General features: G+C 48.3%; 8 protein-coding genes. 6 read left to right on the forward strand and 2 right to left on the reverse strand.

What is annotated here, in order from left to right:
* Window positions 1–208: 208 nt before the first annotated feature.
* The 4 genes from J3369_RS12165 to J3369_RS12180 all read left to right on the forward strand — a co-directional run bounded on the left by J3369_RS12165 (window position 209) and on the right by J3369_RS12180 (window position 6,897).
* Window positions 209–1,681, forward strand: coding sequence for an adenosine deaminase family protein (locus J3369_RS12165; RefSeq protein ID WP_349587171.1), 1,473 nt, complete (start codon window positions 209–211; stop codon window positions 1,679–1,681).
* Window positions 1,665–3,101: a uracil-xanthine permease family protein gene (locus J3369_RS12170; protein ID WP_349587173.1), complete on the forward strand. Its 1,437-nt coding sequence runs from the start codon at window positions 1,665–1,667 to the stop codon at window positions 3,099–3,101. Before J3369_RS12165 ends, J3369_RS12170 begins: the two co-directional genes overlap by 17 nt.
* A gap of 195 nt (window positions 3,102–3,296) precedes the next feature.
* A complete protein-coding gene (locus J3369_RS12175; RefSeq protein WP_349587176.1) occupies window positions 3,297–5,732 on the forward strand; it encodes a TonB-dependent siderophore receptor in 2,436 nt (811 codons plus the stop codon).
* A 106-nt stretch (window positions 5,733–5,838) separates the two neighbouring features.
* Window positions 5,839–6,897: a purine nucleoside permease gene (locus J3369_RS12180; RefSeq protein ID WP_349587178.1), complete on the forward strand. Its 1,059-nt coding sequence runs from the start codon at window positions 5,839–5,841 to the stop codon at window positions 6,895–6,897.
* Between the two features lie 91 nt (window positions 6,898–6,988).
* On the opposite strand, the gene J3369_RS12185 is transcribed toward J3369_RS12180, so the two are convergent.
* Entirely contained in the window at window positions 6,989–7,990 is a 1,002-nt protein-coding gene (locus tag J3369_RS12185) for an adenosine deaminase (protein WP_349587181.1), read from the reverse strand.
* A 357-nt stretch (window positions 7,991–8,347) separates the two neighbouring features.
* Between J3369_RS12185 and J3369_RS12190 the strand changes: the two genes are divergently transcribed.
* Window positions 8,348–9,679 carry an NCS2 family permease gene (locus tag J3369_RS12190; protein WP_349587184.1) on the forward strand — a complete coding sequence of 444 codons (1,332 nt, stop codon included), beginning with the start codon at window positions 8,348–8,350 and terminating at the stop codon, window positions 9,677–9,679.
* A gap of 64 nt (window positions 9,680–9,743) precedes the next feature.
* On the opposite strand, the gene J3369_RS12195 is transcribed toward J3369_RS12190, so the two are convergent.
* On the reverse strand, window positions 9,744–10,187 hold the full coding sequence (locus J3369_RS12195) for a RidA family protein (protein ID WP_303574025.1): 444 nt from the start codon (window positions 10,185–10,187) through the stop codon (window positions 9,744–9,746).
* Window positions 10,188–10,322: 135 nt separating this feature from the next.
* Between J3369_RS12195 and J3369_RS12200 the strand changes: the two genes are divergently transcribed.
* Complete coding sequence (locus J3369_RS12200; RefSeq protein WP_349587187.1) at window positions 10,323–13,910, forward strand: transporter substrate-binding domain-containing protein; 3,588 nt, start codon at window positions 10,323–10,325, stop codon at window positions 13,908–13,910.
* Window positions 13,911–13,934: the final 24 nt, after the last annotated feature.

Here is a 13,934-nt window from a genome sequence, read left to right on the forward strand (position 1 = left end):
AGTAAACTCCCCAAAGAAGAGCAAATTCACCAAACAAGTGCACCCGTTTTCTGTACATTTCCCCCTTTACCTGAATTGACTTATTAAATAAAAAATTTACTCATATTTTTCAATGAGATAAAAACTTGCTCCACAACATGACCACTTGGTCAGTTTATTGCAATCCTGTCATGCAAATTAACGCTCAATTACCCGAGAATTTGCTACTGTGTTTCGTCGTTCTTATCACATTGTTTTTTGTCTGATTATTCTTCTGCAGGCAAACCTGTCTTTTGCGCAATCGTCCCCTCCGGACATGAACAACTGGTTCAGAAATTTTAAACAAACCGCTACGCCCGCAGAACTTTACCGCTTTCTTCATGCCATGCCTAAAGGCGGCGATTTACATCATCATCTTACCGGCGCTGCTTTTAGTGAGTGGTGGTGGGAACTGGCGACTGATACTAAGCGTAACGGTGGCTATGAGTACTTCACCCGAACCCGTCTGACATTATGTGACGGCTTCGACGCCAATGCCTTTTCACCGGCATCCCCTTACCTGCTGTTTAAAACCATACAGGCATCAACTTTTGCATCCCTCAGTGAATGCGAAAAGAAAGGTTATACACCCCTTGCTGCATTAACCGTTAGTCAGAAAGAAGCTTTCCTCGACAGCCTGCGACTGGATAAAGATGGTGAAGGCCGTGATGAGTTCTTTCAGACCCACTGGCAACGGTTAAATGATCTGACCCGCAATCCTGTTCTGATCAGTGAACTATTGCTGCTGAACATGGAAGCCTATGCCAGAGAAAATGTGCAGTATCTGGAAACGCAGGCCGGCGTGCACGGCATGCTCAAATCCGACGGGACCGGCTACTCTGCCGAAGAGGCTTTAGCCATTATGCAGGCAGCCCTTAACAGTGAACGGGCTGTCAAAACCGGCGTGACAGTGAAATTCCAGTATGCGCTGCTGCGGTTTCTGCCCGACGCTGAAGACACCCTGAAGTCGCTTTACGCATTTGTAGACGCTCACCGGGATATCTACAGAGGCATTAACCTTGTCGGCCGTGAAGACAACGACAAAGGCTACCCCCTGCGTTTCCTGTCTGCCTTCCGGGCACTGCGCCAACAGTATCCTGCTATCCCGCTGTCAATTCATGCCGGTGAAGTGGATGAGCCTAACCGCCATGTCCGCGATACACTCTTACTGGGCGCTGACAGAATTGGCCACGGTTTAAATACCATTACCGATCCGGACACCCTGCTATTGATGCGTCACGGTCCTTACCTGATTGAAATTAATCTGATTTCGAATTTGTTACTTGAATATGTCAGCCAGTACAGCGAGCACCCCTTCGCCGAATATCTCCGCACCGGTATTCCGGTTGCCTTATCAACGGATGACCGTGGTATGTGGGATTCTACGCTCACCGATGAATTCTATGTCGCCGTGTCTCAGTTTAACCTTTCATGGCAGGAACTGCGTGTTCTGGTGAATAACTCTGTTCAGTTCAGTTTTTTAACAGATGAAGAAAAGACACCCCTGCTTAGCCGTCTAAACCAGCATCTGGATGCATTTGAGAAAAAAGTCATCAGTCAGCAAGCTCTGCCCGGTTATGCCGCACCCCGCCAGTTCATTTGCAAATTTGAACCACAAATATGCACGTCACCTCAAGGAGAGGACAGTGTCAGCAAACCCTGAATTGTTGTATGGTCTTGAAGACCGCCCTAACCTTCTGAAAACCTCCACGGCTGCATTTCAGCATGTCCTGGCGAGCTTTGTAGGGGTTATTACCCCCACACTGATTATCGCCGCAGCACTGGGTTTAGAATCACACATCCCGTTTCTGGTCAGTATGGCATTGTTTGTCTCTGGCCTCGGAACGGTGATCCAGACCAAGCGCATTGGCCGCATCGGCAGCGGGCTGGTTGCCGTTCAGGGCACCAGTTTTGCTTTTGTCAGTGCGCTTATACTGGCCGGCACAACAGTGCGCAGCCGCGGGGGCAGCGACAACGATGTAATGGCTATGCTAATCGGCATTTCTATGGCCGGCGCCCTGGTAGAGGTGGGCTTAAGCTTTTTTATTCACCGTCTTAAACGTCTGCTGAGCCCCGTCATCACCGGCATTGTGATTACATCTATCGGCTTGTCGCTGATTAAAGTAGGTATGACAGACCTTGCCGGCGGTTTCGGTGCCACTGATTTCGGTCAGATCAACCATGTTGGTCTGGGTTTATCCGTGCTGTTCATCATCATTTTCCTTAATGCATCATCGAACTTATGGTTGCGGTTAAGCGCCATTTTTATCGGCATGGCACTGGGCACTTTGTGTGCGTGGAGCTTTGGCAATGTGTCATTTGCTCATTTGTCAGACCTGCCCGTTCTGGCGTTTCCGGCTCCTTTTCAATACGGTATTGCTTTCGACTTCAGCCTGTTCCTGCCCGTCGCATTGATTTACCTGTTCAGTGCTCTGGAAACCGCCGGCGATCTCACGGCTAACAGCGTATTTTGTAATCAGCCCATTAAAGGCCCGGTTTATATCAAACGTATTCAGGGCGGCATATTGGGTGATGGCATAAACTCAGTGCTGGCAGCCTGCTTCAACACATTTCCCAATACCACTTTCGGTCAAAATAATGGTGTGATTCAGTTAACCGGTATTGCCAGTCGACGCGTCGGCATTGCTATCGGCATTTTCTATCTGCTGTCAGGCATCTTTCCCGTTATTGGCGGTATTCTTCAGGCGATTCCCAAAGCCGTGCTTGGCGGCGCCACACTGGTCATGTTCGCAATGGTGGCAGTGGGCGGTCTGAAAATTCTGATGCAGCAAACCCTGGACAGACGGACCAGTTTGATAACAGCGTCGGCGCTGGGAATGGGGATGGGTGTGATGATGGTACCGGCGATGACAAATGGTTTTCCGGACTGGCTGGCAAACATCATTGCCTCACCGGTCACCATGGCGGGGATCACTGCGGTATTTCTTGATGTGATTTTGCCGGAAACTGGCAAACCCTTACCAAAAAAACACGTTTTTGACAATTCACCAAAAGAACAAAAGAATTTAGATCCCGATCTGGTGCAGAATACGCGCCTTTCGCACCATGAGGGTGCAAATTAACGCATCTGAAATCAATTTGCACGATAAATTTTCTGCCAAAATAATAATAACTACAAAATAATTATAAAAATCATTAAGTTAAACTAAATAACCTTCTTGACCAATCGGACAACTTATTGGCACCTAATGTGCTTCTGCTGGTCTGGCAACGTTTAAGCCGCCCGTAGAGGCTGATTACTAAAACAGAGGAAAAACATGAAACACACTCTTTTTGCGGTATCTCCGCTTGCTAAAGCCATTGCATTTGGCCTGGTTTTAGCCCCGGCGTCGGTATTTGCTCAGGAAGCAAATACTCCTTCCGATGAAGAAGTTGAAAAAATTGAAGTGACCGGTTCACTGGGCAGCTTACCTGGCCAGGACGTTGAAGCCGTATTTGGTTTCGGTAAATCAATTTTAGAGACACCGCGTTCGGCTTCAACCATCAGCTCTGAGCAAATGGAGCGTTTCAATGTGTCAGACATTGATGAACTTGTGGCCTTCGCACCGGGTACATTCACCCAGTCATTCTTCGGTGTTGCAGGTTCACTGGATGTGCGTGGTAACCCGGGTGAAGCTTATTTCCGTGGCATGAAGCGTCTTGATAACCCGGGTAACTATCCTACCCCTATCGGCGCATCAAGCCGTATAGATATTGTTCGTGGTCCTGCTTCTCCCATCTACGGCCCGTCTAAAATTGGTGGTTACCTGAACTTTAACCCTAAATCAGCCCGTGCATCATCCGGTCAGTATCTGGATGCACCTACCGGCGCGATGTCATATACCCACGGAACATGGGATAAAAGCATTGTAACTGCTGAAGTTGGCGGTCCTGCTTCTATTGCAGGCAAAGAAATGGGTTATTACGTATATGGTGAAGTTGAGAATTCAGGAAGTTATTACGAAAACTCAGCCACAGATCAGTCTATCCTGCAGGCTTCATTCAACATTGATTTAACTGATAATCTGCGTGTTGAATTCGGTGGCATGTACCATAAGTACGATGGTAACCAGGTAGCAGGTTGGAACCGCCTGACTCAGGAGCTGGTAGACAACGGTACTTATATTACCGGTACTGCTCAACCTCTGGATACAGACGGTGACGGTTCAATCTCCCATGAAGAATACGGCGCAGTGAATCTGGCGGGTAACAGCTTCTTCTATGTACCGGCAGCTTCTTTCACTGATTCAGAAGCCACAGAGTTGATGGCGCTGGAAAACGTGGGTACTACCACACTAAGTGGTTCACAAACGCTGGTAGCGCCTGACGACCAGCTGGTCAATGAAGCCAACACCTTCTATTTCGATGTTATCTATTACGCTGACAGCTGGGAAATTAAGAACCAGTTTTTCTACGACGGCTATGACAACATCAACGAAAATGCCTACGGTTTCTCTCAATTCCACGACAGCTGGGTAATTGAAGACAAAGTAGTATTCTCTACGGAATATGAAACCAACTCACTGCTCGCACAGTTCCAGGTATCGCCTTCAATCCGATATACCGACTTCCTGCACGGTGATGATTTCACTTATGAATATTTCAACCGTCGCGACCTGACCATGCCGTCTTCTGCACTGGACCGCCGTTTACTGGCAACCCGCAGTGGCATGAACTACGACAACTATGACGAAGGTAACTACCTGGACTTAGGTTTTGCAGCAATGACGGACCTGACCTGGGACTTCGGTCTTAACATCGTATTGGGTCTGCGTTACGACACTATTGATATCGAAAGTACGTCCCGCGAAGATTTGAAACTGCCTGCAGAACAGATTGTAGCTGGCAGCACTACGCCAATCACTGAAGAAGAAACGGTTGATGGCGTGTCCTGGAACACCAGTATCTCTTACACTACCCCATGGGGCCTGATCCCGTACGTTACAGTGGCTGAGCAGGCAACACTGGTTGCCGGTCAGGGTGCTGAAATTACTGTAGGTCAGCTTAACAATGCTGATGGCAGTGGTGCATTTGATACATCAGACCTGTTCGAATACGGTATTAAAGGTTCATTCCTGGACGACAGCCTGTACTTTGCATTGTCTGTTTACGAGCAGGAACGTACTGACTACAACAGCCAGGCTATCGTAACAAATGCGACAACTCACAACGAAGGTGTCGAGTTAGAACTGCGCTGGGTAGTGAATGAAAACCTGGTTGTTTCTGCCGGTTACACCAATGTTGAAGTTATCAACCTGACAGCCCGTGAAAATGGCAGCCAGTTTGGCTTCCTGGGTCTGGAAGACCTCACCGGTCTGGAAGATCCTTCACTGGTACTGGGCGGTAATGTTATCGGTCTGAACCTGGTGGGTGAAGGTACGAGCAACCCGAAAGCCAAAAAAGCCGGTATCCCGGATAACATCTACACACTGACAGCCACCTATGACTTCCAGAATGGTTTTGCCAGCAGTGTCAGCATCATTGATGCAGATGAAGCACCTTCCGGTTTCTCGGGTTCAGTGATGTTGCCGGCTTATACGCTGGTAAACGCAGGTCTGTCTTACCAGACAGAGCAATGGGATATCAACTTCACTGTTAAAAACTTAACGGATGAGCGCTACTTCCGCGCGAACTTCCCTGACCTGTTCGGTAGCCAAATCGTGTTACCTGAACTGCCTCGTCACTTCAACGTGAAGTTTGGTTATAAGTTCTGATCAAACTGACACGTACCGCAACGGCATGCATTCGCATGCCGTTTTAATATGTGCAGTACCTTCTGTTTTATTCTGAGGCAATTACTGCATCAACAAGGAGTTATTTGTGAAAAATACTGTGTCAGCCATTCTTGGTTTCTGCCTGCTCAGTCTTACCAGCCTCAGCCACGCTGCTGCCCCGTTAAAAGTGAAAGCCGTGGTCGTTACGATGTTTGAAATCGGTGAAGACGAAGGTGACAAAGCCGGCGAATTTCAAATGTGGAAAGAACGTTATGGCCTGGATACCCGTTTTCCTTTTCCCCAGTCTTTCCACGACATCTACGCCAATGAAGACAAAGGTGTGCTTGCCATCGTAACAGGCATGGGCACTGCACGTGCTTCTGCAGCCATTATGGCACTGGGGCTGGACCCCCGATTTGACTTAACCGAAGCCTACTGGCTGGTTGCCGGTATTGCCGGTATGGATCCGCTGGACGGTACAATCGGTTCTGCAGTCTGGACACGCCACCTGGTGGATGGTGATCTTGCCCATGAAATTGATGCCAGAGAAATATCTGCTGACTGGCCTTCAGGCTATTTCCCTTTATTCGCAAACGCCCCGCAAACCGATGCCGGCCGCCCGGCTGTTAACGGTGAAATGTACAAGCTGAATACCGGTTTAAGTGAATGGGCATTCAATTTGACGAAATCGCTGAAACTTATAGACACTGAAGCCATGGCTGAATTACGTGCACGTTATAAGAATTATCCCAACGCCCGGACCACGCCCAAAGTCATGATCGGCGATCACCTGGCGGCTTCCACTTTCTGGCATGGTAAACTGCTGAATGACTGGGCTAACGACTGGGTATCATTATGGACCCGTGGTGAAGGCAACTTCATGACTTCCGGTATGGAAGATACCGGCAGTTACCAGTCGATGATTTATCTGGACCGTGCGGGTAAAGCCGACAAGAACCGTTTTATGGTGCTGCGCACGGCAAGTAACTTCACAATGCAGCCGGAAGGACTGACTGCCGCAGAGAACCTGGCGATGGAGCGTGAAAACGGCGGCTATGCGGCGATGGTACCGTCACTGGAAGCGGCCTATCTTGCTGGCAGTACAGTGATAAATGAACTGGTTGAAAACTGGGATAAATATCAGAAACACATCCCGGGAGAATAAAACGGCGCGCTAAACCCGGACGTCAGGCATTAAAACGAACAACGGCGCAGTCATTACTGCGCCGTTTTTGATTGTTGATTCCGTTAACGTGCTACTGCACTGCATCTACAGCATTGTGCCAGTGAAGTTTTTCTTCCTCAGAAAGAAAACTGGCTGTAAAACTGTTTTTCACCAGCTTACGTAACTGCTCTTCATTCATCCCCAGTGCAGATTCCAGTGCGTCAAAGTTCTCATTCATGAAACCACCAAAATACGTGGGGTCGTCAGAATTCACTGTTACCAGCAGTCCTTCTTCAAGCAACGACAGAATATTGTGCTTCGCCATATCATCTATGACACATAGTTTCAGGTTGCTCAGCGGACAAACTGTCAGGGGGATTTGTCTGTGCTTGATGAGCGCCAGCAGCTCATCATCTTCGCTGCACCGCACACCGTGATCAATCCTGTCGATATTGAGCAGATTGATAGCTTGCCAGATATACTCTGCCGGACCTTCTTCACCGGCATGAGCGACGACTTTAAAACCAAGAGAGCGGGCCTGACTGAAGACACGTTCGAATTTTTCAGGAGGATGCCCCAGTTCTGAACTGTCCAGACCCACTGCATCAATATTGTCGTACCAGGGCTCTGCATCCTGCAATGTCTGAATGGCCGACTTTTCACTCAGATGGCGTAAGAATGAGAGGATGAGTTTCACACTCATTCCCCAGCCTTCCTGCGCCTCTCTGATGGCTTTCAGGAACCCCGTCATAAATGTCCGGTAAGATACATGACGTTCCGTGTGAGTTTGCGGATCAAACATGATCTCAGCATGAACAATGTTTTCTTCCTTACATTTAAGCAGGTACGCCATCATCAGTTGATAGAAATCATCCTCAGTACGCAGCACATCCGCACCGGCGTAATACAAATCAAGAAAGCTCTGTAAATCTGAAAATTGATAAGCAGCTTCGATATCCGCAACTGACTGATACGGCAATTCCAGGCCATGGCGTTGTGCCAGCTCCCACATCAGAGACGGTGACAATGTACCTTCGATATGTAAATGCAGTTCTGCTTTAGGCAGAGCACGAATTAACGATTTTAGCGACATAATGGATTTTCCTCTCCGTTAGCATAACGGCAATGCACGGAGTATTTTTTCTTAGCGGTTTGCACCAAAATAACACAATATTGCACTCGTGGTGCAACTTCACCTGTTGTCGTGACAGTATTGTATCTGTAACAACTGAAAATTTGCTACAATCCCGCCCCTTAAGTTTATGAATTGCCTGCTGCTTTCCGGTACCGCCTTCCATAAACTTCCGGCAAATCAATCACTGGCCGGACTGCACTACTGTATCAAGCTGAAAAGCAAGCACAAAACGAACCATTTATGACTAAGTGGTCAGGATTTTGCTTTATCCGGCTTCAGATAATACGCATAAATAGAATAATCCGGGGAGACCCCATGTCACACGCTTTATTGGAACGCCTGTTTAAGCTGCAGGCACATGGTACAAATGTTAAAACCGAAGTCATCGCCGGTTTAACAACCTTTGCTGCGATGTCTTATATTCTGGTCGTAAACCCGGGCATTCTGGGGCTAAGCGGTATGCCCGTAGAAGGCCTTATTACTGTTACCGCCCTCGCCGCGTGTGTGGGTAGTTTGCTGATGGCTGCCATGACAAATTACCCGGTGGCACTGGCTCCCGGCATGGGCCTGAATGCGTTTTTTACTTTTACCATTTGTATGGGTCGTGACGTTCCCTGGGAAGCGGCGTTGGGTATCGTGTTCTGGAACGGCATTTTGTTCCTTCTGCTTACATTGACCGGCGTCCGGACGAAGGTTGCCGAGGCCGTGCCCCCCTCACTGAAAGTCGGCGTGCAGTGTGGTATCGGTCTGTTTATCGCTTTTATCGGATTAAAAAATGCCGGTCTGGTGGTGGATAATCCGGCGACGTTCGTCAGCTTAGGAGATTTATCCGACCCTGCTGTACTGCTTGCTTTTGCCGGTATTCTTCTGACCATCGTGGTAGTAATGCGCAACGTTACAGGGGGCATTCTGCTCTCTATTATTATTCTTTCCGTTGCCGGTGCGTTCATCCCGTCCGGTGACGGTTATCTCACCAACCATCCCGATGCTTTCTTCGGCATGCCGGATCCCATTGACGATACTTTCTTTGCTATGGATATCTGGTATCCCATCGAACATTTTGGTGAAACCTGGGACCTGATTTTTGCATTAATGTTTGTGAATATGTTCGACACCATCGGCACCCTCATCGGCGTATCCCGACGTGCAAATCTGCTGGATGAAAAAGGCAAATTGCCCAAAATTGGCAGTGCGATGACCGCTGATGCGACAGCCAGTGTAGCCGGTGCGGCACTGGGTACATCACCGGTCACCAGTTATGTGGAATCGGCTGCGGGTGTTTCCGCTGGAGGCCGTACAGGTTTAACTGCCATCGTCACTGCACTGTGTTTTCTGTTTGCGTTATTCCTGACCCCGCTGATGAAAGTCATCCCTCTCATGGCAACGACACCGGCACTCATCATGGTGGGGATCCTGATGATGGATTCCATCCGCCAGCTTGATTTCGATGATCTCGGCGCTTTGGCAACCGCTTCAGTAGCCTTGCTGGCAATGCCGCTAACATTCAGTATTTCAGAAGGTATTGCATTGGGATTCATCACCTATGTGGTCACCATGGCCGGCAGTGGCAGATACAAAGAGGTGAGCAAAATAACCTATATTCTCGCGCTGGTTTTCCTGCTCAGATACATCTTTGATTTGAAATAAAAGAAAAAAGGAGTCCCTCAGCGGACTCCTTTGTGTTTTCACCCTACCGTCGCGGACAACGCGTTTATTCCATGTGCTTGTAGCCCATACATTCCACTTCCAGCATAGCTCCCATCGCCAGACCGTCAGCGCCGAAAGCGCTGCGCGCAGGTAACTTGCCTTTTTCAAAGTAGGTAACGTATACCTTGTTGAAGTCTCCCCATTGACTGATATCGTCAATCATTACCGTGCATTTAAAAATATCATTCATTGTCAGGCCGGCAACCGCTGCAGCCGACTTAACATTATCCATGACCTGACGGGCCTGAGCCGTCATGTTGCCGGCCATCTTGCCTTGCTTATCCAGAGGGAGCTGACCGGACAGATACACGGTATTGCCCACCTGAGTGGCAACAGAAAAAGGCGCATCCGGCGATGATGAGGCAAAACGGGTGATACCGGCTGCCATGGAACTGGTTACCAGGGGAAGAGTGAGGAGTAAGGTGACCATACTGCGGGTTTTAAACATACATTTTCCTTGATGAGATAAAAGTGCTGCCAGCTTTTTATTAAACCTTATCTAAAAAAACTTTTAATTTTCGATAAGCCAAACTATGTTTAAAAGTTAACAACAGGGAAATAAGTTAAACAGACAGGATTAATTGTGCAGTGCAAAATTCCGGGAGCCGGTCCACTCATCAAACGTGAACACGTTCCGTTTTTTATTCCGGCATTTTTATTGTTTCTTATCTGTTTACCATTCTTTGCACCAGCACAGGATGCAAAGATTGCGCCTTCTGCAAACAGTAACGACCTCCCCCCTCTTAGAATTGCTTTACTCATCCCTGACAGTACCCCTTTCTGGAACAGAGTTGCCAGCATGAGCGAACGGGCCGCTGCTGATCTGGGAGTTGAGCTTGCTATTTATCCCTATGCGCTGTCGGCTGATAAAATGCGTGAACAAGCTGAGAAAGCCCTCAACAGCAATTTAGACGGTCTGATATTTCAAGTGTGGACTGGTGCAGAAAGAGACGTGTTGACTCTGGCTGAAGCACACAGAGTACCTTCGATTTTAATCAACAATCGTATGCAGAATACAAACCTCAAGCCCCGTAAGCAGTTCCGGTATTGGATTGGCAGTATTACGGCCGACGACTATTCCATTGGCGAGCGATTAACAAGTGCTCTTATCCGGCATACACATCTCCATCGCAAACAAGATAACCATCGAATACTTGCCATCGGTGGTGACCCTGTTGATGCATCATCTTCCCGCCGCCTGAGCGGATTAGATGCGTTTGTTGCCAGACATCCTGAAATCACCCGCGTTCAAACAGAATACGCTTACTGGAGTGACGCCGAAGCCGGTGAAATTTTTGAGAAAGCCTGGATGGATAATCCGGATATCACAGAAGTGTGGTGTGTGAGCGATCTGATAGCAAAAGGCGTGGCGGATAAAATAGCTGAAATGGGGATCGATGACCCGCCGGCAGTCGGCGGTGTCGACTGGGATACACCGACGGCTGACTATCTCGAATCGGGCCAGATCGTGGTCAGTATAGGTGGTCACTTTATGGATGGCGCCTGGGCAGTCGTGATGTTGCATGATTATCTTAACGGAGTAGATTTTGACAGCCAGAGAATTGAATTTGATTCTCTGATGATTACAGCGACACCGGATGATCTCACCCGTTACCTGCCCTTTTTTCAACTGCAACCGGACGGTATTCATTTTGACGGTCGTTCCCTGATCAGAAACCCGCGCCTGATCAGCCACGATTTTACCCTCAGCGGGATCCTGAACACAGATGCCGTTTCAGAGCCACTCCGGCTGACTGAACAGGAAAAAGCCTGGTTAGCGGCAAATCCGGTGATAAACGTTGCCGGTGAAACCAACAATGTGCCATTCAATTACACAGATGAAAGCAACAACAGCACAGGTTTTGCCATTGAATTATTGCGCTATGTGGCCAGCCAGACAGGTTCGCAAATTAATATAATCCGCAGTGACAGCGCCGAATACCTCAAAGAGGCTACCGCTAAGGGGCAAATCCATGTGATGCCGGTAATAAATCCGAAAGACACCCGGCCTGATAGTCTGCTTCTGTCCGACAGCTATTTGTCTTTATCGCAGTATTTTTTTTCAAGACCAAATACAGCGCAAATAAGTCGTCTGCAGGATACCGGAAACCGCACACTGGCAGTACCTGAAGACGATGAGGCCCTTGCGGCCCGCGTAGCCCTGCTCCCTGATCTTCGCATTATCGAAGTGCCGGATTTAGAAGCAGCCATTATGGCTGTTTCCTCAGGGCAAGCGGATCTGCTCGTCAGCAATTATGCATCTGTAGCCTGGTATCTGGATAAACATTTTATTTCCAATATTACAGTGAATGGTCTTCTGACTGAATATGGCAATGCAGAACTTCATATGGCTGCCGGTCCTGAGGCCGCACCGTTTATGCAGGTTGTCAATAAAGCCCTTGCCACTATGCCAGCCAGTACGCGCAGTGCGCTGATTTATAAATGGCTGAGAGAAAACTCCAACGATTCATTTTATGCCGCTGAACAAATCAGCCTGACAAGAGAAGAGCGTGACTGGTTAAAAACCAAAGAAACCATAAGACTAGGCGATGATTTTAAGACCCGGCCGTTAAGCTTCCTCAACAAAAACGGAGACTTCAGTGGTTTAAGTGCAGATTTCATCCGTCATTTTACCCGCCAGTTAGGAATACCGGCAGAACTGACAATAACTAAAACCGGTGTACCTGCAGAACAGCGTCTGAAAGAAAAGTCTCTGGACATCATGCCGGCTCTGATTAAACCTCTGCAGCCTGCCACAGATATCCTTTATACCGATCCGTACTTGCTTTTTCCTGTGGTCATAGCCACCAGCACCAGTCAACCGCCGGTAAACAATCTGTGGCAACTTGCCGGAAAAGAAGTGGGCATTACGAATAACCATCTTGCAGAGAAGCTGGAAAAAGAGCACGCAGACCTCACATTCAGGCGCTTTAAAACAACCGGACAGGCGTTCTCTGCGCTCTCAGCCGGTAAGATTGATGCTGTACTGGGCAATCTTGCGGTGATCAGTGCAGCAGCGGCTGACAGCGAAAATCAAAGCTTTGCAATAACCGGAGCCACAGGTTATGCCGATGAAATAGTCATAGGCGTCAGAAGTGACTGGCCTGAATTTGTCAGCATGCTGAATAAAGCCATTGCCGCCATGGATATGCAGGAACGGGAAGCATTAAAAAATAAATGGCTGCGTGTGAACGTTGAGATCGGCACCGATACCCTGACCATTGTTATGTGGGCGATGCCTGCCACTATACTGGCCTGCTCTGTCATCTTTTACATCTATTTGTCGAACCGCAGACTGAGCCAGGCTAAAGCCCAGATATCTGCCAGAACAAAAGAGCTGGAGAATACGAATCAGTCTCTTGAAGACACACTGTCAGAACTGAAGTTTTCACAAAAACAGATGCTTGAACAGGAGAAAATGGCATCGTTAGGCAGCCTGGTTGCCGGCGTATCTCATGAAATTAATACGCCCCTTGGCATATCGGTAACGGCAATCAGTCATGTTGAACACCTCCTCGCAGAACTTGAACAGCGTTTTGACAGCAACAAGGTGACCAAAACCTTCATGCAACGGTTTATCAAAGAAGCGCAGGAAGGCAGCCTTGCCACGTCACTGAATTTATCCCGTGCCGCAAACCTGGTAAAAAGCTTTAAAAATATTTCCATGGACCACAATCAGGATTCGGTAAGAACCATTGACCTTGACCAGTATCTCAATGAAGTTCTCACCTCGTTACAGCCGCAGATCAAAAAGTCCGGTCATGAAATCGTGTCCGGTTGCGCTGAAAATATTATCAGTGAGACCAGACCCGGTGCCATCGCACAAATTCTGACAAATCTCATTATGAACTCCCTCACCCACGCCTTTTCATCCAATGAAAAGGGCATGATTACACTGCATGCCAGACAAATTGGAAGCACCATTGAGCTGATTTACAGTGATAACGGCTGTGGTATGAATGAAGAGCAATTAAAGCGCATCTTTGAGCCTTTCTTCACCACCAAACTGGGTGCTGGCGGCAGCGGGCTTGGCGCCCATATCATTTATAATCTTGTCACCAATGCACTTCAGGGGACAATAAAAGTGGAAAGCTCTCCGGGTATGGGAGCCAAATTTGTGATTTGTTTTCCGGTCAGACTGAATCAAACAGATAACGGCGGCACAGACTGAAGCGGTATGACGCCGTTATGCAGT

Source organism: Alteromonas sp. NFXS44, from assembly GCF_040148705.1.
Taxonomy (GTDB): Bacteria; Pseudomonadota; Gammaproteobacteria; order Enterobacterales; family Alteromonadaceae; genus Alteromonas.

Bases quoted from the DNA above. Each gene is read 5' to 3' on its own strand.
- J3369_RS12175 (WP_349587176.1), top strand. From the start codon at position 3,297: ATGAAACACACTCTTTTTGCGGTATCTCCGCTTGCTAAAGCCATTGCA.
- J3369_RS12195 (WP_303574025.1), bottom strand. From the start codon at position 10,187: ATGTTTAAAACCCGCAGTATGGTCACCTTACTCCTCACTCTTCCCCTG.
- J3369_RS12185 (WP_349587181.1), bottom strand. From the start codon at position 7,990: ATGTCGCTAAAATCGTTAATTCGTGCTCTGCCTAAAGCAGAACTGCAT.
- J3369_RS12190 (WP_349587184.1), top strand. From the start codon at position 8,348: ATGTCACACGCTTTATTGGAACGCCTGTTTAAGCTGCAGGCACATGGT.